22 protein-coding genes are annotated in these 23,925 nt (G+C 56.1%); 10 read left to right on the forward strand and 12 right to left on the reverse strand.

Annotated elements, in window-relative coordinates; all coding sequences use genetic code 11:
• Positions 1-53: 53 nt before the first annotated feature.
• From lsrG to lsrA, 6 genes are read right to left on the reverse strand one after another with little or no spacing between them, the layout of a single operon-like run.
• Positions 54-347: a (4S)-4-hydroxy-5-phosphonooxypentane-2,3-dione isomerase gene (gene lsrG / locus ACB496_RS19155; RefSeq protein ID WP_100778831.1), complete on the reverse strand. Its 294-nt coding sequence runs from the start codon at positions 345-347 to the stop codon at positions 54-56.
• The gene (gene lsrF / locus ACB496_RS19160; protein WP_371973280.1) at positions 344-1,231 is read right to left on the reverse strand and encodes a 3-hydroxy-5-phosphonooxypentane-2,4-dione thiolase; all 888 of its coding nucleotides are present in this window, start codon (positions 1,229-1,231) and stop codon (positions 344-346) included. The genes lsrG and lsrF overlap by 4 nt, the downstream gene beginning before the upstream one ends.
• 11 nt (positions 1,232-1,242) lie before the next feature.
• On the reverse strand, positions 1,243-2,244 hold the full coding sequence (gene lsrB / locus ACB496_RS19165; protein WP_371973281.1) for an autoinducer 2 ABC transporter substrate-binding protein LsrB: 1,002 nt from the start codon (positions 2,242-2,244) through the stop codon (positions 1,243-1,245).
• Complete coding sequence (gene lsrD, locus ACB496_RS19170; protein ID WP_100778828.1) at positions 2,241-3,224, reverse strand: autoinducer 2 ABC transporter permease LsrD; 984 nt, start codon at positions 3,222-3,224, stop codon at positions 2,241-2,243. The genes lsrB and lsrD overlap by 4 nt, the downstream gene beginning before the upstream one ends.
• The gene (gene lsrC, locus ACB496_RS19175; RefSeq protein ID WP_107702794.1) at positions 3,225-4,256 is read right to left on the reverse strand and encodes an autoinducer 2 ABC transporter permease LsrC; all 1,032 of its coding nucleotides are present in this window, start codon (positions 4,254-4,256) and stop codon (positions 3,225-3,227) included.
• Complete coding sequence (gene lsrA, locus ACB496_RS19180; RefSeq protein ID WP_100778826.1) at positions 4,253-5,740, reverse strand: autoinducer 2 ABC transporter ATP-binding protein LsrA; 1,488 nt, start codon at positions 5,738-5,740, stop codon at positions 4,253-4,255. The genes lsrC and lsrA overlap by 4 nt, the downstream gene beginning before the upstream one ends.
• A gap of 217 nt (positions 5,741-5,957) precedes the next feature.
• On the opposite strand from lsrA, the gene lsrR reads away from it, so the two are divergent.
• Positions 5,958-6,929, forward strand: a complete 972-nt coding sequence (lsrR, locus tag ACB496_RS19185; protein ID WP_100778825.1) for a transcriptional regulator LsrR — start codon at positions 5,958-5,960, stop codon at positions 6,927-6,929.
• A 33-nt stretch (positions 6,930-6,962) separates the two neighbouring features.
• Complete coding sequence (gene lsrK, locus ACB496_RS19190) at positions 6,963-8,543, forward strand: autoinducer-2 kinase (RefSeq protein WP_102104836.1); 1,581 nt, start codon at positions 6,963-6,965, stop codon at positions 8,541-8,543.
• A gap of 32 nt (positions 8,544-8,575) precedes the next feature.
• Here the strand turns inward: lsrK and ACB496_RS19195 are convergent, their stop codons facing one another.
• Together ACB496_RS19195 and ACB496_RS19200 are read right to left on the reverse strand one after the other, a co-directional pair.
• Positions 8,576-9,043, reverse strand: a complete 468-nt coding sequence (locus ACB496_RS19195) for a DUF943 family protein (RefSeq protein ID WP_371973282.1) — start codon at positions 9,041-9,043, stop codon at positions 8,576-8,578.
• A complete protein-coding gene (locus tag ACB496_RS19200) occupies positions 9,040-9,888 on the reverse strand; it encodes a YPO3983 family protein (protein WP_371973283.1) in 849 nt (282 codons plus the stop codon). The genes ACB496_RS19195 and ACB496_RS19200 overlap by 4 nt, the downstream gene beginning before the upstream one ends.
• Positions 9,889-10,150: 262 nt before the next feature.
• Between ACB496_RS19200 and ACB496_RS19205 the strand changes: the two genes are divergently transcribed.
• Positions 10,151-12,172 (forward strand): FAD-dependent oxidoreductase, encoded by a 2,022-nt coding sequence (locus ACB496_RS19205; RefSeq protein ID WP_371973284.1) that lies wholly within the window; start codon positions 10,151-10,153, stop codon positions 12,170-12,172.
• 58 nt (positions 12,173-12,230) lie between these two features.
• On the opposite strand, the gene rlmG is transcribed toward ACB496_RS19205, so the two are convergent.
• The gene (rlmG, locus tag ACB496_RS19210) at positions 12,231-13,367 is read right to left on the reverse strand and encodes a 23S rRNA (guanine(1835)-N(2))-methyltransferase RlmG (protein ID WP_107702790.1); all 1,137 of its coding nucleotides are present in this window, start codon (positions 13,365-13,367) and stop codon (positions 12,231-12,233) included.
• 84 nt (positions 13,368-13,451) lie between these two features.
• Between rlmG and ACB496_RS19215 the strand changes: the two genes are divergently transcribed.
• From ACB496_RS19215 to ACB496_RS19225, 3 genes are all read left to right on the forward strand, one after another.
• Positions 13,452-13,955, forward strand: a complete 504-nt coding sequence (locus tag ACB496_RS19215; RefSeq protein WP_107702789.1) for a M48 family metallopeptidase — start codon at positions 13,452-13,454, stop codon at positions 13,953-13,955.
• A 70-nt stretch (positions 13,956-14,025) separates the two neighbouring features.
• Positions 14,026-15,024, forward strand: a complete 999-nt coding sequence (locus tag ACB496_RS19220; protein WP_100778818.1) for a Gfo/Idh/MocA family protein — start codon at positions 14,026-14,028, stop codon at positions 15,022-15,024.
• Between the two features lie 274 nt (positions 15,025-15,298).
• The gene (locus ACB496_RS19225; protein WP_100778817.1) at positions 15,299-16,267 is read left to right on the forward strand and encodes a TerC family protein; all 969 of its coding nucleotides are present in this window, start codon (positions 15,299-15,301) and stop codon (positions 16,265-16,267) included.
• A gap of 19 nt (positions 16,268-16,286) precedes the next feature.
• On the opposite strand, the gene ACB496_RS19230 is transcribed toward ACB496_RS19225, so the two are convergent.
• The 3 genes from ACB496_RS19230 to uxaC all read right to left on the reverse strand — a co-directional run bounded on the left by ACB496_RS19230 (position 16,287) and on the right by uxaC (position 19,835).
• Positions 16,287-16,841: a YgjV family protein gene (locus ACB496_RS19230; protein ID WP_102104842.1), complete on the reverse strand. Its 555-nt coding sequence runs from the start codon at positions 16,839-16,841 to the stop codon at positions 16,287-16,289.
• 76 nt (positions 16,842-16,917) lie between these two features.
• Entirely contained in the window at positions 16,918-18,405 is a 1,488-nt protein-coding gene (locus ACB496_RS19235) for a UxaA family hydrolase (RefSeq protein WP_371973285.1), read from the reverse strand.
• Between the two features lie 17 nt (positions 18,406-18,422).
• Entirely contained in the window at positions 18,423-19,835 is a 1,413-nt protein-coding gene (uxaC, locus tag ACB496_RS19240; RefSeq protein ID WP_102104844.1) for a glucuronate isomerase, read from the reverse strand.
• 480 nt (positions 19,836-20,315) lie between these two features.
• Here uxaC and ACB496_RS19245 point away from each other — a divergent pair, with 480 nt between their 5' ends.
• The 4 genes from ACB496_RS19245 to mzrA all read left to right on the forward strand — a co-directional run bounded on the left by ACB496_RS19245 (position 20,316) and on the right by mzrA (position 23,904).
• Positions 20,316-21,614: an MFS transporter gene (locus ACB496_RS19245; RefSeq protein ID WP_371973286.1), complete on the forward strand. Its 1,299-nt coding sequence runs from the start codon at positions 20,316-20,318 to the stop codon at positions 21,612-21,614.
• A 117-nt stretch (positions 21,615-21,731) separates the two neighbouring features.
• Positions 21,732-22,508 carry a transcriptional regulator ExuR gene (gene exuR, locus ACB496_RS19250; protein ID WP_100778812.1) on the forward strand — a complete coding sequence of 259 codons (777 nt, stop codon included), beginning with the start codon at positions 21,732-21,734 and terminating at the stop codon, positions 22,506-22,508.
• A 348-nt stretch (positions 22,509-22,856) separates the two neighbouring features.
• Entirely contained in the window at positions 22,857-23,519 is a 663-nt protein-coding gene (yqjA, locus tag ACB496_RS19255) for a DedA family general envelope maintenance protein YqjA (RefSeq protein WP_100778811.1), read from the forward strand.
• A gap of 1 nt (position 23,520) precedes the next feature.
• Positions 23,521-23,904: an EnvZ/OmpR regulon moderator MzrA gene (mzrA, locus tag ACB496_RS19260; RefSeq protein WP_100778810.1), complete on the forward strand. Its 384-nt coding sequence runs from the start codon at positions 23,521-23,523 to the stop codon at positions 23,902-23,904.
• Positions 23,905-23,925: the final 21 nt, after the last annotated feature.

Below are 23,925 nucleotides of genomic sequence, written 5' to 3' on the forward strand. Positions count from 1 at the left end.
ATCCGGCCTACGCAATCGGTAGGCCGGGTAAATCGCAGTGCCTCCGGCGATTTTTACGCCGGCATTAACCCGACAAAGCTCCGCTTCTTCCTCGGCTCCGACATCAGCGCTTCGAGTTTCTCCACGCAGGCCAGATAGTGCGGCGTCTTCTTATGCGCCAGCACCGCCTCTTCGTCTTTGTATGCCTCGTAGATAAAGAACCGGGTTTTTACTCGCGGGTCCTGCAGCACGTCAAAACGCAGATTTCCCGGCTCCTGAATGGCGCCCTCATGATTGGCGCGAAACACCTCCAGAAACTCATCCACGCGCTCCGGTTTAATATTGATTTCCACTAACGTCACATTCATTTCACCTCTCCCTGTTTCTCTTCCTGCCAGAACTGGAACGCCTCGCGGGCGCTCATGTTCTCGTGAACCACTTTCTTCACTGCCTTCAGCATCGCCAGCGGTGCGCTGGACTGGAAGATGTTGCGCCCCATATCCACGCCCGACGCCCCCTGATCGATGGCGCGGAAACACATCTCCAGCGCTTCGTGTTCGGGCAGCTTTTTACCCCCGGCGATCACAATCGGTACCGGACAGCTGGCGGTGACTTTTTCGAAGCCCTCTTCCACGAAATAGGTTTTGACGAACTGCGCGCCAATTTCGGCGGCAATACGGCTGGCGAGCGAGAAATAGCGCGCGTCACGGGCCATCTCTTTCCCGACGCCGGTCACTGCCAGGGTCGGAATGCCGTAGCGATTGCCCGCATCCACCAGCTTGATAATGTTGTTGATGGACTGGTGCTCAAACTCGCTGCCGATATACACCTGCGCCGCTACCGCGCAGGCGTTCAGGCGCAGCGCATCCTCCATTGCCACCGCCACGCACTCGTTCGACAGCTCGCCCAGAATCGAGTTACCGCCCGACGCGCGCAGCACCACCGGTTTGTTGGTGGCTGGCGGAACGGTGCTTCGCAAAATCCCGCGGGTACACATCAGCACGTCGGTTTCGGCAAACAGCGGAGCAATCGACAGGTCGATACGCTCAAGCCCGGTGGTCGGCCCCTGGAAATAGCCGTGGTCGAAGGCGAGCATCACGGTGCGATTACTTTTCGGGTTGAAGATGCGCGCAAGCCGGGACTGCATCCCCCAGTCCAGCGCGCCGCAGCCCTTCAGGGTAAAGGGCACGTTCTGCTGCGGCGTGCCGATACCGAAATCTTTTCCGTCTTTGATGTCATCTAAATCAGCCATGTTCTCCCCCGTCAGAAGTTGTATTTATCAATGTTCTCTTTAGTGAACACCACGCGCTCCGGCAGCAGCACGATGCCGTTCCCCTTCGCCTCATACTGATAACCCTGCACGCTGTTAGGCTCGACTTTCAGCACGCCGATGCCTTTCACATCCACGCTGTCGCCCACGTTAAGATCGCCTTTTTTCAGCAAATGATCGGCGACATTGACCGCAATTTTGCCCTGCTGGACCACATCCCACAGGCCGAAGGCTTTTACCGTGCCGCGCTCGACGTACGGACGCATGACGTTCGGCGTACTAAAACCGACAATCGCTACCCCTTCGCGCTTGAGATTCTCCGCCGCCTGCGCCGCCGCTGGCAGCGCGTTAGCATCCGGCGCGATGATCGCATCCAGATCCGGGTAGGCTTTTAAGATCCCCTCGGCGGTTTGCAGGGATTTGGTCGCGTCGTTATAGCCAAACTGGGTGGTGACGATTTGCCACTGCGGGTGGTCTTTCTCGATTTTGGCCTTCGCCTCTTTCACCCACTGGTTCTGGTCCGTCACGGTTGGGCTGGAGTAGAAGAACGCGACTTTGGCGTCCGGTTTCGTGACCTGTTTTCCGGCCATATCCACCAGCAGGCTGCCGAGCTGCTCCGGCGTACCCTGGTTGATATAGATGCTGCGGCATTCAGGTTTGGTGTCGGAATCCCAGGTCAGCACTTTCACGCCGCGCTGCATCGCGCGTTTCAGCGCCGGGCAGAGTCCGTCCGGCGATACGGCGGAGACGATAATGGCGTTGAAGCCCTGGTTGACGAAGTTGTTGATGAGCTGCACCTGGCCGGAGACGCTCGGTTCGGTCGGGCCATCGTAGGTGACATCCACGCCCAAATCTTTACCCGCCTCTTTTGCGCCGTTCCCGCCGCTGGTAAAGAAGCCGACGCCTACCAGTTTAGGAATGAACGCAATCCGTTCGGCGGCCTGCGCCGAGGCAAAGCTTAACGCCATCGCCAGGACTATCAGTTTTGTTTTCATCTTACGCTCCGGGTATTTTTTGTGAGAAGAGTGCGCAGCCATTCACGGTGCAGACTCAGCGAACGTCCCATCACCACCACAACCAACAGCGCCCCTGACAGCGCGCTCGACACCTGGTTGGGGATGCCGACCATCTGTAAACCCTGCTGCAGATACCCCACTAGCAATGCCGCCAGCGCTGTACCCACAACCGAACCTGAACCGCCATAAATATTCGCCCCGCCGAGCACCGCCGCCGTGAGCGCGGGCATCAGCAGGTCACGCCCCAGATCGGAGCGCGCCGAGCCGAAATAGGAGACCATCACCAGCGCGGCGATCGCCGACGCCACGCCCACCAGCCCGTACAACGCATACGGCATCCCGTTCACCGACAGGGCGGCGTAGCGTGCCGCACGCGGGTTTTGCCCAATCAAAAACAGGTGCCGACCAAAGCGCCCGCGATGGGTGATCAGCCAGAAGAAGAAGGTAATCACCGCGAACAACACCAGCGGGATCGGCAGGCCGAACAGCGTCAGATTGGCGAAGGCGGTAAAGCTGTCCGGGAAGCCGCCGATGCCTTCGTAGCCGGTCGCGCCTGCCATGCCGGAGAGCAGCAGCGCCCCGCCGCCGTAGAGGTAGAGCGTACCGAGGGTAATCACCAGCGGGCTGATGCCGGTGTAGTGGATCAGCGCCGCGTTAAACAGGCCACACAGCAGGCCGAGCACCAGCGTGAGCGGTATCGCCAGCGTCATGGGCCAGCCGGCCTGCATCATTACGCCCAGCGCAATCGCGCACAAGCCAATGGTCGAGCCGAGCGAAATATCAATCCCGCCGCTGATGATCACCAGTGTCAGCGGCAGCGCCACAATGCCGATGCAGATGAAATCGCTGGTGCTGAACAGCAGCATGTTGATATCCAGCATCCGTGGGTTGATGGCCCCGAACAGCAGGATCTCCAGCACCAGTAAAATCAGCAGCGCGCTTTCCCAGTTAAGCTTCATTTACGCCACCTCTTTTTTGCGTTTCGGAAACGGGGTGACGTGCTTTCCCCCTTTGTTGCCGGGCTGGAAACGGCTGTACTTCAGCGCGCGCTGATGACGCGCCAGCGCCTGACGCAGACGCCCGTCGAGGACCAGCACACCGAGCAAGACCAGCCCGGCGATAAAGTCATTCCACCAGGCCGGGAGCTTGAATAGCACCAGCACGGTGTCGATTTGTGTGAGGAAGAAGGCGCCGAGAAACGCGCCAATCAGCGTGCCGGTTCCGCCGAGAAGGGAGATTCCGCCCAGCACGCACGCGGCGATGGCTTTCATCTCCAGCCCGCTGCCGGTCTGATTCGGTACAAAACCGATCTGCGACGCAAAGACGATCCCGGCGCAGGCGGCCAGCACGCCGTTGAGGGTAAACGCGATCATCCGGGTGCGGTTTACCGCCACACCGAGCTGACGCGCAGCGGCCAGGTTATCGCCCACGGCGTAAAAATCACGGCCAGACGCGGTGCGCGACAACGTCCACGCGCCAATCAGCGCCAGAAACAGCACCACCATACCCAGCGGCGAAACACCGACGGCGACAGGTTCCGACAGGGCTTTCAGGCTCGACGGTAATCCTTCGATCCACTTCCCGCCGGTCCACAACAGCATCGCCCCGCGATATAGCCCCAGCGTGCCGAGAGTGGCGACAATCGCCGGAATACGCAGCCCAACCACCAGCAGGCCGTTAAAGGCCCCGGCCAGCGCGCCAATGGCGACCGCAAAAAGCATCGACACCGGCAGGCTGTAGCCGTTGTTAAGCGCCACGCCGACGGCAATCGCACACAGCCCGACCGTCGAGCCAACCGACACATCAATGTTGCGCGTCAGCATCACCAGCGTCGCGCCCAGAGCCAGCAGGATCAGGATTTGCGAACTGGCGAAAATCATCCCCAGCGTCTGAAAGCTCAAATACGCCGGATTAAGCGCCACCAGCACGCCGAACAGCGCCAGAATGGCGAGAAAGGCGCTCAGCTCGCGGTTCTTCAGTAACGTCTTCATGATTGTCCTCCAAAGGCCAGCGCCATCATCCGGTCGAGGCTGACGGCGTGGCGCGGCAGTTCACCGCTGAGCACGCCCTGATGCATCACCAGCACGCGGTCAGCGAGACCCGGAAATTCATCGAGATCGCTGGAGATCATCAGCACCGCCACGTTCTGCGCCGCCACGCTTTTGATCAGCTGATAAATGTCCGCGCGCGCCGAAACATCGACGCCGCGCGTCGGCTCATCCACGATCAGCAGCAGCGGATTGGCTTCCAGACAGCGGGCCAGTAGCACCTTCTGCTGATTGCCGCCGGAGAGCGTGCGCACGGTTTGATCCGGGTGGTTGAGCTTGATCCCAAGCGCCCGGTGGTAACGCTCCACCACCGCCGCTTCGCGCTTGCGCTGCTGCCAGAGGGACGGCTCATTCAGCGCCACGGTGTTCCAGCGGATGGGCGCATCGAGAAACAATCCGGAAACTTGCCTGTCCTCCGGGAGATAGACCAGCCCTTTGGCGAGACGCGACAGGACGGAATCGCCGCCGATCTCCTGGTTCTCCAGCCAGATCCGCCCACCGCGTGCAGGCCGCAGCCCGTAGAGCGTCTCCGCGAACTCGGTGCGCCCGGATCCCACCAGCCCGGCGAGGCCGACGATCTCCCCGGCGTAGATCTCGACATTGAGATCGATAAAGCCTTCGCCCGTCAGATCTTCCACCCGCAGCACCGGGAAATCCTGCGCCTGCGTGCGGCGATTGCCCGGCAGCGCCAGCCACAGTTTTTGCGTATCGCTTAGTGCGTGCTCGCGGCTGACCGGCGTCATGGCGGCGATTAAGGCGCTGTCGTCATAGGCCGAGGTTTCGCCGCTCAACACCACCGCCCCGTCGCGCATCACCGAGATGTGGCTGGCGAGCTGGCGGATCTCCGGCAATTTGTGAGAGATAAACACGATGCCGACCCCGAGATCCTGCAATGCGCGGATCTGGCGGAACAGGCGTTCCGTTTCCCCCGGCGTGAGTGAAGCGGTCGGTTCATCGAGGATCAGGATCTTCGCCTCACGCATTAATCCGCGCAGGATCTCCACCATCTGCTGATCCGCTACTTCGAGGGTGCTGGCAGCGGCGTCGAGATTCAGCTGACACTGCAGCTGCTGGAGTTTATCGGCGAGGCGTTTTTCGTGTTGCGTTCCGCGCGGCAGACGAAAGAGGATGTTCTCGCGCACGGTGAGATTGGGAAACAGCATCGGCTCCTGCGGCACCAGGTAGATCCCCAGCTGGTGTGCCTGGCCGGGCTTAAGGCGCGCAAATGGCTTGCCTTCAACATAAAGTTCACCGCCGTCGGGCGTTTCCACCCCAGCGATAATTTTCATCAGCGTCGATTTTCCCGCGCCGTTGCCGCCCATCAGAGCATGGACCTGACCGGATAGCAGCGTGAAATCAATGCCTTTCAGCACCGGTACGCCGGAGAACTGCTTGTGGATATCACGCGCTTCGATCAGGACTGTCATCATCGCTCCGCTATTGAACAAATGATTTTTTGATTTAATAATGTTCAAAAGCGTAGACGGTGAACTATATTTACAACCGTGCAGGGATCACAGTTTTATCGATTCAGATCCTGATAACTCTGCGTTGTTTCTTTAAAGATCCGTTTTGCCGCGTGGCTCACACTTTCTGCCCGCGTCTGAGCGAACATATGATCTAAATTTTTATAAGAGTTCAAATATGGGCGATAAACGCACTGCCGAAGAGAGTCGGTTTGCCGGACTGGCGCTGGCAGAGGAAGAACTGGTCGCCAGGGTGGCGTGGTGTTACTACCACGACGGCCTGACGCAGAACGATATTGGCGAGCGCTTAGGGCTGCCGCGCCTGAAGATCTCCCGTTTACTGGAAAAAGGGCGTCAGTCTGGGGTGATCCGCGTACAGATAAATTCCCGCTATGAGGGGTGTCTGGCGCTTGAGACTGAGCTACAACAGCGCTTTAACCTGAAAATGGTTCGCGTGGTGCCAGCCCTGAATACTGCACCGATGAACGTGCGGCTGGGGATTGGCGCAGCGCAGTCGCTGATGGGGTTACTGGAACCGGGACAGCTGCTGGCGGTGGGATTTGGTGAAGCGACCATGAGCTGCATTCAGCACTTAAGCGGCTTTATTAGCTCACAGCAGGTGCGGCTGGTGACGCTTTCCGGCGGCGTGGGCCCTTATATGACCGGCATCGGTCAGCTGGATGCGGCCTGTAGCATCAGCATGATTCCGGCCCCGCTGCGGGTTTCATCGGCAGACGTTGCCGGCATTTTAAAACGCGAAGCCAGCGTGCGGGACGTGATCCTCGCCGCCACCGCCGCCGACGCCGCCGTGGTGGGCATTGGCTCCGTGAATCAGCGCCGTGACGCCACCATTTTGCGCTCGGGCTATATCAGCGAAGGCGAGCAGCTCATGTATGCGCGCAAAGGTGCGGTCGGCGATATCCTCGGCTATTTCCTCAATGCCGCAGGCGAACGGGTGCCCGACCTGGAGATTCATCAGGAATTGCTCGGCGTCACGCTCGATGAACTGGCGCAGTTGCCAACCATCGTCGGCGTGGCCGGAGGGGAAGAGAAAGCAGATGCGATTTACGCCGCACTGAAAGGTCGACTTATTAATGGCCTGGTGACGGAAGAGACGACAGCCCGCGCGGTGCTTGCCCTGGCGAAATAAGCCACTTGCCCCGTGCCAACACGAGGCAAGCTCATGAGTTACCTTTTAGCGTTAGATGCAGGGACGGGAAGCGTTCGCGCCGTTGTATTTGATTTGCAGGGCAACCAGGTCGCCGTCGGCCAGGCGGAGTGGAAACACCTGAGCGTGGAGAATGTGCCAGGCTCGATGGAGTTCGATCTCGACACCAACTGGCGGCTGGCCTGCCAGTGCATTCACCAGGCGCTGGAGCGCGCGCACCTGAGCGCAGCGGATATCCAGTCCGTCGCCTGCTGTTCGATGCGCGAGGGGATCGTGCTTTACGACCGCAACGGCGATGCCATCTGGGCCTGCGCTAACGTCGATGCCCGCGCCAGCCGGGAAGTGGCTGAACTCAAAGAGATCCACGACTACCGTTTTGAATCCGAAGTGTATGACGTCTCCGGCCAGACGCTGGCCCTGAGCGCCATGCCGCGCCTGCTGTGGCTGGCGCACCATCGTCCGGATATCTATCGCAAGGCGGCGACCATCACCATGATCAGCGACTGGCTGGCGGCGAAGCTTTCGGGCGAGCTGGCGGTGGACCCTTCCAATGCAGGCACTACCGGGATGCTTGATCTCTTCAGCCGCGACTGGCGCCCTGCTCTGCTGGATATGGCCGGGCTGCGGGCCGATATTCTCTCCCCTGTCAAAGAGACGGGCACGGTGCTGGGAGCGGTGACCCGTGAGGCCGCACAACAGAGTGGGCTGCGCGAAGGCACGCCGGTGGTAATGGGCGGTGGCGACGTGCAACTGGGCTGTCTGGGGCTGGGTGTGGTCCGCGCCGGGCAAACCGCGGTGCTGGGCGGAACGTTCTGGCAGCAGGTGGTGAATTTGCCGCAGGTGCGCACCGATCCGGAGATGAATATTCGCGTTAATCCGCACGTGATACCCGGTATGGCGCAGGCGGAATCCATCAGCTTCTTCACCGGGCTGACGATGCGCTGGTTCCGCGACGCATTTTGCGCTGAAGAGAAACTCATTGCCGAGCGGATGGGGATGGACACTTACGCCCTGCTTGAAGAGATGGCAGCCCGCGTTCCGGCGGGATCGCACGGCGTGATGCCAATCTTTTCCGATGCGATGCATTTTAAGCAGTGGTACCACGCCGCACCGTCGTTTATCAATCTCTCCATCGATCCGGAAAAATGCAATAAAGCCACGCTGTTCCGCGCGCTGGAAGAGAATGCGGCGATTGTCTCCGCCTGTAATCTGGCGCAGATTTCGCACTTTTCCGGCGTAACGTTTGAGAGCCTGGTGTTTGCAGGCGGCGGCGCAAAAGGCGCGCTCTGGAGCCAGATTTTAAGCGACGTCACCGGGCTGCCGGTGCGCGTGCCGGAAGTCAAAGAGGCGACCGCGCTGGGCTGCGCCATTGCAGCGGGCACCGGTGCCGGGTTGTATGCCGATATGGCATCGACGGGGGAAAAACTGGTGCGCTGGAGCCGGGAATTTACCCCCAACCCAGAACACCGCGAACTGTACGACGGCATGATGCAGAAATGGCAGGCGGTGTACGCCGACCAGCTAGGGCTGGTCGACAGCGGGCTGACCACGTCGATGTGGCAGGCCCCGGGGCTTGTGCGGGCTGTTGCACCATAAAAACGGGCCGGATAGCGATGCGCTTATCCGGCCTACCTCTCTCTATGGCTATATTCAATTTTGCCTTCTGGAGTTAATTCATAATTATAAACTGCCCATTCAGAAGATATCTGAAAATGAATATTTTCATAGGGCCGTTCACTCATAACCATCGGATAATTTTTAATAATACAATTATGCTCATTCTTTCCCATTGAAAAACACAATAGATCTTCCTTCGGGTTCTCTTTATAATTTGTAAATCCTTCACCTACATCCATAATATAATAAGAATGAGGAATACCATCGATTAAAGGATAATCATTCATTAATTTTTCCCTTCGTGATAAAAACCAACCAATTTTATCACTGTCAGCCCATGGTAAATGATCAACTACAACGAAGACAGAAGAATTGAAGTCAGAATAAACATGTAATATTTTAACTGGCCGAAGCGACCAAAGATTACACATTGCAATAATAATAAAAATGCCAATAAATCGCTTTTTTTTATTTTTCATTGATAACTTCCAATTCTTGCAAACGCTGAAAAATTCGTAAAGAAAGGTCGAAAGGCGAAATCTTTATGCCGTTGAAGAAAGAACCAGATGCGAAAAAAACGGAACTGGCTATAAAATTCACTTTTAATATCAGTACAATCGAGACCAAAGTGGTCCTGTGCCTCAAAGAGAATTTCAGCCTCCCATCCTATTGCATATTTTTCAATGAATAGAAGCGTTATCTTCTGAGCATGGATATCATGCACCGTTATTCCAAGACCATTAATGTTGTCTTGCACTTGGTTGAATTTTGGTAAAATTGAATCATGAAGTGCTAATGCAATACTATCCTCGAGTGGTGTATATGCATTCCAGAAAAAACCAGCACCAGTTTTATCCTCAATGGTGCTCTTTATTATTGATATTGAACTGTTAGGTTTTGGGTCATTCACACGGTTTTCGAACGCAACATTAAGAGATGTGCTATAAAAAGGTTTTCCATCACCATATCTAAAATGAGAGATCATCTCTTTAATTAGATGCTGATATTTTCCTATGCGCGAAAATTCATTTGAAAGTTCAATCATTTCAGTGAATAAAATATTAACGCATTCTTCGTGAGACACTTTTCTTCCATCGGAGGGGGAAGTGTACCCACCAAATATCGTTGGTACGATCGGAACGTCGTAGCAAATTAGCCGATAGGGGTCCACCTGGCCTGAGATATCGTGCAACCCAAGTGATCTTAACTGCTGCTCATTCATATCCCCACATTGCATATCATCCGCAGAATAATCATTAAATGGGTTGATCGTTTTAAACAGAGTACAGGGACAATCTATTGATAATTTTGATGGATACTCCATTATGATTTCCTCCTTGAATAACAACAAGTTATCACCATTACATGAAGTGCATTTAATCATGTTTTTCTAAAAAAAAAGTACCCAATCTCACATTCTGAATGTGCATTTGTATGTTGTTACAATACTTCCGAACGAGTAACAGCACTCCTAATCTTTGAATCCCATCACATTCATCACACACCTCTTTTCCTCTTTTGCCCGCGAGTGGCTAAATTAGTAACTCATCCGACCACATAACAATAATTTTACACTGGAAGAGATTATGAGCCGCTATCCGTCGCTTTTTGCCCCCCTCGATCTGGGGTTTACTACGCTCAAAAACCGCGTGTTGATGGGCTCTATGCATACCGGTCTGGAGGAGCATCCTGACGGCGCAGAGCGTCTGGCGGCGTTTTACGCCGAACGTGCGCGTCACGGCGTGGCGCTGATTGTCACCGGCGGTGTCGCCCCTGCCCCCTCGGGTGTAGGCATGGAAGGTGGCGCGGTGTTGAACGATGCCAGCCAGTTGCCCCATCACCGGCTTGTCACCGATGCGGTGCATAAAGAGGGCGGTAAAATCGCCCTGCAGATCCTGCACACCGGGCGCTACAGCTATCAGCCGCATCTGGTGGCCCCTTCCGCCATACAGGCGCCGATTAACCGCTTTAAGCCGCACGCCCTCACCCACGAAGAGATCCTCGCCTTGATCGATGACTTCGCCCGCTGCGCCGCGCTGGCGCGTGAAGCAGGCTACGACGGCGTAGAGATCATGGGCTCCGAAGGCTATCTGATTAACGAGTTTCTGGCCGCACGCACGAACCAGCGCGACGACGAATGGGGCGGCGATTATCCCCGCCGGATGCGGTTTGCCGTGGAAGTGGTACGCGCCGTGCGCGAGCGCGCCGGGGCTGATTTTATTATCGTGTTCCGCCTGTCGATGCTCGATCTGGTCGAAGGCGGTGGCACATTCGAGGAGACCCTCCAGCTGGCGCAGGCCATCGAAGCGGCAGGCGCGACCATCATCAATACTGGCATCGGCTGGCACGAGGCGCGTATCCCTACGATTGCCACGCCGGTCCCGCGCGCAGCGTTTAGCTGGGTAACGCGCAAGCTGAAGGGCAAGGTGTCGATCCCGCTGGTCACCACCAACCGCATTAACGATCCGCAGGTTGCAGATGATGTGCTGGCAAAAGGCGATGCGGATATGGTGTCGATGGCCCGTCCGTTCCTCGCCGATGCCGAGCTGCTTTCCAAAGCGCAGAGCGGCCGCGCGGATGAGATCAATACCTGTATTGGCTGTAACCAGGCGTGCCTGGATCAGATCTTCGTCGGTAAAGTCACCTCGTGCCTCGTCAATCCGCGCGCCTGTCATGAAACCAAAATGCCGATTGTGCCTGCGGTGAAAATCAAACGACTGGCCGTGGTCGGCGCAGGCCCTGCGGGACTGGCATTCGCGGTAAATGCCGCGGCGCGCGGCCATTCGGTGACGCTGTTTGACGCGCTGGCGGAGATCGGCGGGCAGTTTAATATCGCCAAACAGATCCCCGGCAAAGAGGAGTTTTACGAAACTCTGCGCTATTACCGCCGAATGATCGCCCTGACGGGCGTGGATCTGCGGCTCAATCAGTTTGTCCGCGCGGAGGATCTGGCGGCGTATGACGAAGTGATCCTCGCCAGCGGGATCGCCCCACGCACACCCGCGATCGAAGGGGTCGATCATCCAAAAGTGTTGAGTTATCTCGACGTGCTGCGCGACAAAGTCCCGGTCGGCGAACGGGTGGCAATTATCGGCTGCGGCGGCATCGGCTTTGATACGGCCATGTATTTAAGCCAGCCGGGCGAAGCGACCAGCCAGAACATCGCCGAGTTTTGCGTGGAATGGGGTATCGACACCAGCCTGAAACAGTCCGGCGGACTGCGACCGGAAGGGCCGCAGCTGCCGAAAAGCCCGCGCCAGATTGTGATGCTCCAGCGCAAAGCCAGCAAACCGGGCGATGGGCTGGGGAAAACTACCGGCTGGATCCATCGCGCGACGCTGCTTTCTCGCGGCGTGAAGATGATCCCGGCGGTGAGTTATCAGAAGATCGACGATGCAGGGCTGTACATCACCCTTGCCGGTGAACCGCAGGTGCTACGCGTGGATCATGTGATTTTATGTGCCGGGCAGGAGCCGAAACGCGATCTGGCCGATCCGCTGCGCGAGGCCGGAAAAACGGTGCATTTGATTGGCGGGTGCGATGTGGCGATGGAGCTGGACGCCCGGCGCGCGATTGCGCAGGGAACCCGTCTGGCGCTGGAAATCTAGGTAATGTACGCCCGGTAAACATAGCGCTACCGGGCATTACCGTCGCAGCACAGCCGGCTTAGCGACGACGCCCCAGCTTCACGGCTTTCAGCACCACAAATTTGTTATTGGTGGCGACCGTAGAGCAGTTACCGAAGATCTTCTTCAGCTTGTGGAAGTAGTCGAGGTGGCGGTTCGCCACGATGTACAGCTCACCGTTAATTTTCAGGCAACGACGCGCGTGGTGGAACATTTCCCAGGCCACGTTATCCGTGAGGGCATGTTTCTGGTGGAACGGCGGGTTGCACACCACCGCGTTAAAGCGGAATGGCTCAACGCCCGACAGCGCGTTGTTGATCATAAACTCGCAGCGATCCAACGCTTCCGGCATGTTGGTTTCAACGTTCAGGCGGCTTGAGGCCACGGCCATCGGCGATTCATCGGTGAAGATCACGCTGGCTTCCGGGTTTTTCTCAAGCAGGGTCAGGCCGACAACACCGTTACCGCAGCCGAGATCGACGATTTCGCCTTCCAGATTATCCGGCAGATGTTCCAGGAAGAAGCGCGCGCCGATATCCAGCCCCGTGCGCGAGAAGACGTTCGCATGGTTATGAATGGTCCAGTTCGTTCCTTCCAGCTTCCAGCTCAGGGTTTCTGGCGCGTCTTTCAGCTCAGGATTGCTGAATGTGCAGTTAATCAGACGGGCTTTTTTCCACGCCAGCGTCGTCGTGGTAGGACCCAGAACCTTTTCGAACAGCTCAAGAGTCGAGTTGTGAATATCACGCGCTTTGGCGCCCGCAATAATCCGCGTTTCCGGTGTCACAACATGACGCAGCGCGCGCAGCTGCTGCTCCAGCAGGGCCAACGTTTTAGGGATCTTGATCAGCACAACGCCCGGTGCTTGCGGGTACTCTGCCGTGCTGTCGAGGAACTTAACGCTCGATTCCGCAATCTCGTTGTGACGCAGGTTTTCACGGGTCGCAAGCTCGCTCAAATAGGAATCGCCGATGCTGTAAGGTGTGTGTTCGGCCAGCGCGCAACCCAGCGCACCAAAGGTGTCATTCAGGATCAGAACCGGGCCGACAATTTCAGTGTCATCCAACTGTTGCAGCAGATATTCATCCGCCGCTTCCCACGCCTGAAGCGGGTTAACGTCGTCCGTTTCCGGGAAACGTTTAAGATTGAGTGAACGGAAACCGTTGTCTAAGTGGCTCATCGGCCCTCCTGAGTGGTAAAATTTGGCGTTATCCCTGAAAAGGGTGCGTGAGTATACCCTTTTTATTATTCAGGTGGAGCGTTGATGAGCAATCTTAGTTATCTCCAGGGTTATCCGGAGAACTTACTTTCCCAGGTCCGCACCTTAATTGCCGAACAGCGCCTGGGCAGCGTTCTTGAAAAACGTTATCCAGGAACACACAGCTTCGCGACGGATAAAGCACTTTGGCAGTACACCCAGGATCTGAAAAGTCAGTTTCTGCGTAACGCCCCGCCCATCAATAAAGTGATGTATGACAACAAGATCCACGTGCTGAAAAACGCGCTGGGTTTGCACACCGCCGTGTCCCGCGTGCAGGGTGGAAAGCTGAAAGCCAAAGCCGAGATCCGCGTCGCCACCGTGTTTCGCAATGCGCCGGAGGCTTTTTTACGGATGATCGTGGTGCATGAGCTGGCGCATCTGAAAGAAAAAGAGCACGACAAAGCCTTCTACGCCTTGTGCTGCCACATGGAACCGCAATACCACCAGCTGGAGTTTGATACGCGCCTGTGGCTTACGCATTTATCGTTAAAGAGTAATGAGGGTTAACGCACTGGTTTTGTCATGTGTGCGTGCTAAAGTGACAAAAGGTTCCCCGTTACGGAGTACGTGAACGTTTATGATACGTTTCGCAGTTATAGGCACGAACTGGATCACGCGCCAGTTCGTCGACGCCGCCCATGAAACCGGCAAATTCAAACTCACCGCCGTCTATTCCCGCAGCCTTGAACAGGCGCAGACTTTTGCTAACGATTATCCTGTCGAGCATCTGTTTACCTCCCTTGAGGAGATGGCGCAGAGCGATGCCATTGACGCGGTGTATATCGCCAGCCCGAATTCGCTTCACTCCCCGCAAACGCTGCAGTTCCTCGCCCACAAAAAACATGTGATTTGCGAGAAGCCTCTGGCGTCCAATATTCAGGAAGTGGAAGCTGCCATTCAGCTGGCGCGGGAAAACCAGGTGGTGCTGTTCGAAGCGTTTAAAACCGCCAGCCTGCCGAACTTCCTGCTGTTGCAGCAATCATTGCCGAAGCTTGGCAAAGTGCGCAAAGCCTTTATCAATTACTGCCAGTACTCCTCGCGCTACCAGCGCTATCTGGACGGCGAAAACCCTAATACCTTTAATCCGACCTTCTCGAACGGCTCGATTATGGATATTGGCTTTTACTGTCTGGCCTCTGCGGTGGCCCTGTGGGGCGAGCCGCACGGCGTGATCGCGACCGCCAGCCTGCTCGACAGCGGTGTCGATGCTCATGGCGTTGTGGTGCTGGATTACGGCGATTTCAGCGTCACGCTTCAGCACTCCAAAGTCAGTGATTCTGTGCTGCCGAGTGAGATTCAGGGCGAAAATGGCGCACTGGTGGTTGAGAAGATCTCGGAGTGTCAGAAAGTCAGCTTTATCCCGCGTGGCGGTAAGGCCCAGGAGCTGACGCAACCTCAGCATATTAACACTATGCTGTATGAGGCAGAGGTGTTCGCACGTCTGGTAGAGACCAATGAAGTGAACCACCCAGGGCTTGCCGTGAGCCGCACGACGGCGAAACTGCAGACCGAAATCCGCCGTCAAACCGGCGTGGTGTTCCCTGCGGATGACGTGAGCACGACAGCGCTCGCGTAAAGCTGTGTAATAGAATCGTTAAGGGCATTGACGAAAACCGTGTCCTGACATATTTTGTTACCTGCAAAGGGGAGTAACTTCATTGCCGGTGGGTCGTCATTACGATGCGTGCAATACCGCATCCGGTCGCCGGGCAACGAAAAAGAGTCACGAGATGTGTTCTTTTTGGTTGTAAGTGAGACCTTGCCGGAAGGCGAGGTCCCTGCATAAATAACGCAACGGCTATCGTCTTCTGACGTTGGCCGTTTTTGTTTTTATGGAAGGAAAAATCTCTATGCACTCTGTCGGCACTCCAATGTTATGGGGCGGTTTCGCAGTCGTGGTGGTCATCATGCTGGCGATCGACCTCTTTTTACAGGGCCGTCGCGGCGCACATGGCATGACCATGAAACAGGCCGCGGCCTGGTCGCTGGTGTGGGTTACGCTCTCTCTGCTGTTCTGCGCCGCGTTCTGGTGGTATCTGGCGTCAACGGAAGGCCGCGCGGTGGCCGACCCGCAGGCGCTGGCCTTCCTCACGGGCTATCTGATTGAAAAAGCCCTCGCCGTTGATAACGTCTTTGTCTGGCTGATGCTGTTCAGCTATTTTGCGGTGCCTGCTGCGTTGCAGCGTCGCGTGCTGGTCTACGGCGTGCTGGGCGCAATTATTCTGCGTACGGTGATGATCTTTGCCGGTAGCTGGCTGATTACGCAATTCGAATGGCTGCTGTATGTCTTCGGCGCGTTCCTGCTCTTCACCGGTGTGAAAATGGCGCTGGCGAAAGAGGATGAAACGGGGATTGGCGAGAAGCCGCTGGTGAAATGGATCCGTGGGCATCTGCGCATGACCGACACCATCGACAACGAGCACTTCTTCGTGCGTAAGAACGGCCTGCTGTTTGCCACGCCGCTGCTGCTGGTGCTGATTCTGGTTGAACTGAGCGACGTGATCTTCGCGGTCGACAGTATTCCGGCTATCTTCGCGGTGACCACCGACCCGTTCATCGTCTTGACGTCTAACCTGTTTGCGATCCTCGGTCTGCGTGCGATGTACTTCCTGCTGGCCGGCGTGGCGGAGCGCTTCTCGATGCTGAAATACGGGCTGTCGATCATCCTGGTGTTTATCGGTATCAAGATGCTGATCGTCGATTTCTACCATATCCCGATCGCCGTCTCGCTGGGCGTGGTATTTGGTATTCTGGCGCTGACGCTGATCATTAACGCCTGGGTTAACCACCAGAACGATAAGAAACAACAGGCGCAGTAAGTGCGCCCTCGCCCTTCCGTCAGCGGACGGAGGGGCTCTCTTCCTGCACCGCTTTTTCCACTTTAAACGGATCGATTCCCCGCCGCTGCATCCGCCAGAAGCGGATAATATTCAGGCCGTTCATCAGCAAAAAACTCCCCTCAATCAATGTTCCGCCAATCGAGCCCAGCCAGAAATTGTGGATCACCCAACAGCAGGTGGAACACCAGATGACGCAGCGCATGGTCAGGCCTTTACAGCGAAACAGCGCCCAGGTGCTCACCAGCGTGCCGGCCACCGGCAGCAGCTCGATGGGGTGATGGAATTTCGCCAGCCCCAGTCCGGCTGTCAGGACGATAAAAATCGCCATGACCCACAGGCTGCGCGTGCGCAGAGTGATGAGCGTTCGTACCGCGTTGAGCATTGCGCTCGATCCGGCCGGAAACGCCCCCATCAAAAAGAAATGCACGCCGATAATGGCGCTGTAGACCGAAAGCTGTTTTTTGAATTTCCGCTCGTCGCGGTTGATGAAGGTGGTGATTCCCACCAGAAAGGCGATGACCCCAACGCCCTGGGCAAGCCAATACGTGGTCATGAAAATTTCCTGTTCAGACAAAAACAAACGGCGCCTCAGAGTGAAAGCGCCGTTTCTTATGCTAACGCTAATGGACTTACAGCGTCACGCCGCTTTTGAAAATCGCCAGCTCGCGGAAATCGTTACGCTCATTGCAGGTCTGCTTGCCGTTGGCAAACTCCACGATGGTGTCGATGAACTCATTCAGCAGCTGCGGCATGGCTTTACCGTGAATCAGCTGCCCGGCGTCAAAATCGATCCAGTGCTTTTTCTTGGCCGCCAGCTCGCTGTTGGTGGCAATTTTCACCGTTGGCACAAAACCGCCGTACGGCGTGCCGCGTCCGGTGCTGAACAGCACCATATGACAGCCCGCGCCCGCAAGCGCACTGGTCGCGACGGCGTCGTTCCCCGGCGCGCTGAGCAGATTCAGACCGTGCGTTTTCAGGCGTTCGCCATAGCGCAGCACGTCCACAACCTGGCTGGCACCGGCTTTTTGCGTACAGCCGAGGGATTTCTCCTCGAGCGTGGTAATGCCGCCCGCTTTGTTGCCCGGTGATGGGTTTTCGTAAATCGGCTGATTGTGCGCGATGAAATACTGTTTGAAGTCGTTCACCATGGTGACGGTTTTTTCAAACGTCGCTTCGTCGCGGCAGTGGCTCATCAGAATGCGTTCCGCACCGAACATTTCCGGCACTTCGGTCAGCACGGTGGTCCCACCGTTGGTGATCATGTAATCCGAGAAGCGACCCAGCATCGGGTTGGCGGTGATGCCCGACAGACCGTCAGAACCGCCGCACTCCAGACCGAACTTCAGCTCGCTCAGTTTGCCCGGCTCGCGCATGTCGTGACGCATCACCTCATACAGCTGATGCAGCTGTTCGAGACCCGCCTCCACTTCGTCGTCCTGATGCTGGCACACCATAAAGTGCACGCGCTCAGGGTCGAAATCCCCCAGCGTTTCGCGGAAGGCATCGACCTGGTTGTTTTCACATCCAAGGCCAATCACCAGCACCGCACCCGCATTCGGGTGGCGCACCATGTTTTGCAGCATGGTGCGGGTGTTAATGTGGTCGTCGCCCAGCTGCGAGCAGCCATAAGTGTGGCTGAACAGGAACACGCCGTCGGTACCTTCAGCATTGTTGGTCTCTTTCAGAAAACGGTTCTGAATTTGACGCGCAATCCCATTCACGCAGCCGACGGTTGGCAGGATCCACAGTTCGTTGCGGATCCCGACTTCTCCGCTGGCACGGCGGTAGATCTGAACATCGCGATCCTCTCCCTGCCCTTCTTCAGCCTGAAAATCAGGTTGATAGCTGTACTCGTCCAGATCGCTGAGATTGGTGCGGGTATTGTGGGAATGAATATGTTCACCCGGCGCAATATCCGCCAGCGCATGACCGATCGGCAGACCATACTTCACCACATTCTCGCCTTTCGCGATGGGGAACACGGCAAATTTATGCCCGCGAACAATCGCCTGACGCAGGGTGATGGTCTGGTTTTCCACGGTGACTTCCGCGCCTTCGGTCAGATCCGCCAGCGCTACGGCAACGTTATCCAGCGAATGGATCTTGATGTATTGCATATCAACCTCAAACGGCCTTAGTTCAGTTCAATGGCGAAGTAGTCGCGCGCATTGTTAAAGCAGATGTTTTTCACCATTTCGCCCAGCAGCTGGATATCGGCTGGCGCTTCACCCGCAGCTACCCAGCGGCCAATCATCTGGCACAGAATGCGGCGGAAATATTCATGGCGGGTATAAGAGAGGAAACTACGGCTGTCGGTCAGCATCCCCACGAAACGGCTCAACAGGCCCAACTGCGCCAGCTGCGTCATCTGACGCTCCATGCCGTCTTTCTGATCGTTGAACCACCAGCCGGAACCAAACTGCATCTTGCCTGGCATCCCTTCGCCCTGGAAGTTACCGATCATGGTGCCCAGCACTTCGTTGTCGCGCGGGTTCAGGCAGTAAAGAATGGTTTTTGGCAGCAGGTTTTGTTCGTTCTGTTTGCTCAGCAGTTTTGACAGCTCTTCCGCCATCGGGCGGTCGTTGATGGAGTCAAAGCCCACGTCTGCACCCAGCAGTTTGAACTGGCGCTGGTTGTTGTTGCGCAGTGCACCGATGTGATACTGCTGCACCCAGCCGCGACGCGCGTATTCCGCGCCGAGGAAGACCAGTACTGCCGTTTTGAACTGAGCCACTTCGTGTTCGTTCAGGGACTCACCCGCCAGACGACGCGCCAGGATACTGTCCAGCTCGGATTCATTCGCTTCCGCAAACAGCACGACGTCGAGCGCATGGTCAGAAACTTTACAGCCGTGAGCCGCAAAGTGGTCCAGACGTTTGGTGAGCGCCGTTTGCAAATCGGTGAAACGACGGATATCGGTGTCAGAAACTTCGGCAAGCTTCGCCATGTAGTCACCAAAGGTCGCCTGTTCAATGTTGAACGCTTTATCCGGGCGCCAGCTTGGCAGCACTTTGACATCAAAAGAGGTGTCTTTAGCGACAACCGCGTGGTGTTCCAGCGTATCAATCGGATCGTCAGTGGTGCCGACCATTTTGACGTTCATCTGCTTCATGATGCCGCGCGCGGAGAATTTATCCTGCGCCAGCAGCTCGTTGCACTGGTTCCAGATCTCGTCAGCAGTAGAAGGCGAAAGCAGTTTGCCGGTGATACCGAATGGACGACGCAATTCCAGATGGGTCCAGTGGTAGAGAGGGTTGCCGATAGTGTGCGGCACGGTCGCAGCCCAGGCGTCAAACTTCTCGCGGTCAGACGCGTCGCCGGTACACAGGCGCTCGGCCACGCCGTTGGTGCGCATCGCGCGCCATTTGTAGTGGTCACCCTTCAGCCAGATGTCATACAGGTTTTTGAAACGGTAATTTTCGGCAACCTGCTGGGGCGGTAAATGGCAGTGGTAGTCGAAAATCGGCTGATCTTTTGCGTAGTCGTGGTACAGACGGCGGGCAAATTCGGTATCTAACAGGAAATCTTCGGTCATAAACGGCGTCATTATCGTCTTCCTCTATAACGAGAGCGTCAGAAAGCTATTGCTTATGTTCAGATGCTGCAAAGTTATCACACCAATTTCCAGAGACCGATGTTTTTTTCGTGAGTTAGATCAATAAACGTCGACAAATAAATTACCCCTAAAGGAGCAAACCCCGTCGTAGCCCGCGCCAATCCTGGCTTTGCGTGGGGTGAATAATGACCCTACAAAGATTCACACTTTTGTGATGTCACTCACCTTTTAAAGTTGTATGACAAGTTATCTTTTTACCGTCGCAACATATAAGCCGACGGAATGCATTACCGGTGTGAAATCATCGGAATTAGCGGTACGGATACCGACTTATGCACGATTACAACTGGCAAGGTTCGGGCCGTTCCGGGAGTCACTCCCGGTTACGCCCTCCCGTTACAAGACAGCTCCCGGCAACGGTCGAGATGTACCGTGCCCCGGCGCGGCAATACTATAACGATGAGGTTTTACATGCGTAAAATTAGAGGGTTACGTTGGTACATGATTGCACTGGTGACGCTCGGCACCGTGCTGGGTTACCTGACGCGTAACACCATAGCGGCGGCTGCGCCAACGCTAATGGAAGAGCTGCACATCTCCACTCAGCAGTATTCCTACATTATCGCGGCCTACTCCGCGGCTTATACCATCATGCAGCCAGTTGCGGGCTACCTTCTGGATATCCTCGGTACCAAAGTGGGCTACGCCTTCTTCGCCGTAACCTGGGCTATCTTCTGCGGCGCGACAGCGCTGGCAGGCAGTTGGGGTGGACTGGCACTGGCGCGTGGTGCGGTCGGTGCGGCAGAAGCGGCAATGATCCCTGCGGGTCTGAAAGCCAGCTCTGAGTGGTTCCCGGCAAAAGAGCGTTCTATCGCTGTAGGCTACTTCAACGTTGGTTCCTCTATCGGTGCGATGATTGCTCCGCCGCTGGTCGTGTGGGCGATTGTGATGCACAGCTGGCAGTTAGCGTTCATTATCTCCGGTGTGCTGAGCTTTGCCTGGGCGATGGCGTGGCTGATCTTCTACAAACACCCGCGCGATCAGAAGAAACTGTCTGACGAGGAACGCGACTACATCATTGGTGGTCAGGAATCTCATCACCAGACCAACAACGGTAAAAAAATGTCCGTCTGGCAGATTCTGGGTACCCGTCAGTTCTGGGGTATCGCACTGCCGCGCTTCCTGGCAGAACCGGCCTGGGGCACATTTAACGCCTGGATCCCACTGTTCATGTTTAAAGTCTACGGCTTTAACCTGAAAGAAATCGCGATGTTCGCCTGGATGCCAATGCTGTTTGCTGACCTCGGCTGTATCGTCGGCGGCTACCTGCCACCGCTGTTCCAGCGTTGGTTTGGCGTGAACCTGATCGTGTCCCGTAAAATGGTGGTGACCATGGGCGCACTGCTGATGATTGGCCCTGGGATGATCGGCTTGTTCACCAGCCCATACGTGGCAATTGGCCTGCTGTGTATCGGTGGTTTTGCGCACCAGTCTCTGTCTGGCGCACTGATTACCCTCTCTTCTGACGTCTTTGGACGCAACGAAGTGGCGACCGCCAACGGCCTGACCGGCATGGCAGCCTGGACTGCGAGCACCCTGTTTGCTCTGGTGGTCGGTGCACTGGCTGACACCATCGGCTTCAGCCCGCTGTTCGCCGTGCTGGCTATCTTCGACCTGATGGGTGCAGTGGTGATCTGGACGGTGCTGAAGAACCAGTCTGCCGAGGAGCTACTCAATAGCTCGGTGGGTGGGCCCGCCGAACAAAGTTAGGGTTTGATCTGAGATCAACTAAAGCCGCCTCCGGGCGGCTTTTTCATGGGGAAATCTGGAGACTGGCTCGCAAAAGTGGTATAACAAATCATCCGCCGTACCCTGCCTGGAGCGCATATGGAAATCACCGAATCACGTCGTTTATATCAGCAACTTGCTGCCGAGCTGAAAGATCGCATCGAGCAAGGTGTCTATCTCGTCGGTGATAAACTGCCAGCCGAACGCTTTATTGCTGATGAAAAGAGCGTCAGCCGCACCGTGGTGCGTGAAGCGATCATCATGCTCGAGGTAGAAGGTTACGTTGAGGTGCGCAAAGGCTCCGGCATTCATGTGATTTCCAATCTGCCAAAACACTCCCCGGTGCCGGATGAAAGTCTGGAGTTCGCCAGCTACGGTCCGTTTGAACTGCTCCAGGCCCGTCAGCTGATCGAAAGCAACATTGCGGAATTTGCCGCGACCCAGGTGACCAAGCAGGACATCATGAAACTGATGGAAATCCAGGATCAGGCGCGCAAAGAAAAATGTTTCCGCGACTCCGAATGGGACCTGCAGTTCCACGTCCAGGTGGCGCTGGCGACGCAAAATACCGCCCTCGCAGCAATCGTCGAAAAAATGTGGACTCAGCGCGTTCACAACCCGTACTGGAAGAAATTACACGATCACATTGATTCCCGTACCGTCGACAACTGGTGCGACGATCACGATCAGATCCTTAAAGCGCTGATTCGTAAAGACCCGCATGCGGCGAAACTGGCGATGTGGCAGCATCTGGAAAACACCAAGCTGATGCTGTTCAACGAAACCAGCGACGACTTTGAATTCAACGCCGACCGCTATCTTTTTGCCGATAATCCGGTGGTTCATCTCGATACCGCAACCAGTCAGGCAAAATAGTTCCCCTTATCGCTGGCAGGCGCACCGCTGCGCCTTCCGGCTCGCTGTGAGTCAGTAAACATATATAGTGTCAGCCTGTGTAAATACCCTCGCGTCACTTCCTCTCCATAGGCCAAAATCATTTCCCCGGCCGATCGCAAAATCTGTGACGTATTACGTTGGGCTTTGTTACAATTGGATGCAAATTGCATTTTTTAGTTAGTGCTTGCTTACCTAGCCATTAAACAGGGATCAGTTCTGGCCACCACAATGTGTCCGCGAGCGACCATAATGAAATCATAAACGATGTCGCTGAGCTGTTTACCCCGAATAACAGGCGAGACGTTAACCGATTTCCAGGAACACTGAATGGAACTTTTGACCCAATTACTGAACGCCTTATGGGCTCAGGATTTCGAAACCCTGGCCAATCCGTCCATGATAGGCATGCTCTATTTCGTCTTGTTTATGATTCTGTTCCTTGAGAACGGACTGCTTCCTGCCGCCTTTCTGCCGGGTGACAGCCTTCTGGTGCTGGTCGGCGTGTTATGCGCCAAAGGGGCCATGGCATTTCCGCAAACGGTGTTACTGCTCACTATCGCTGCCAGCCTTGGCTGCTGGCTGAGCTACATTCAGGGACGCTGGCTTGGTAATACGCGGATCGTTCAGAACTGGCTATCTCATCTGCCGGCCCACTATCACCAACGTGCGCACCATCTGTTCCACAAGCATGGCCTCTCCGCGCTGCTGATTGCACGTTTCATCGCTTTCGTCCGTACCCTGTTGCCGACCATCGCGGGGCTTTCTGGCCTGAGCAGCACCCGTTTCCAGTTCTTCAACTGGATGAGCGGTCTGCTGTGGGTGCTGATTCTGACGACCCTCGGCTACCTGCTGGGCAAAACGCCGGTGTTCCTGAAATATGAAGATCAGCTGATGTCATGCCTGATGCTGCTGCCGGTGGTGCTGCTGGTCTTTGGTCTGCTCGGTTCGGTATACGTGCTGCTGAAGAAAAAATACGGGGCCAGGGATTAATATGGTCATCTCGCCGCATTCCCTGCGCCGGTTGTCCTACGCCCTGATCGCGCTGATGATCCTCAGCGCGATGGTGCTTATCTGGACGGCGGTTCAGCATCAGGAATCGACGCTGGCCATTCGCCCGATGAACCAGGGTGCCAGCGTGCCGGACGGTTTTTCTGTCTGGCACCACCTTGATGCCAACGGAATTCGTTTTAAAAGCATTACGCCGCAGGACGACGTTTTGCTGATTAAGTTTGACTCCAGCGCTCAAAGCGCCGCCGCGAAAGAGGTGCTCGACCGCTCCCTGCCGCGGGGTTATATCGTTGCACTGCAGGACGATGAGAGTCAGACTGCATTGTGGTTAACGCGCCTGCGAGACACCTCGCACCGGTTTGGATAATTACCAGGATTCTGAATCTTT

The organism is Lelliottia nimipressuralis (assembly GCF_041464075.1).
GTDB lineage: Bacteria > Pseudomonadota > Gammaproteobacteria > Enterobacterales > Enterobacteriaceae > Enterobacter > Enterobacter nimipressuralis.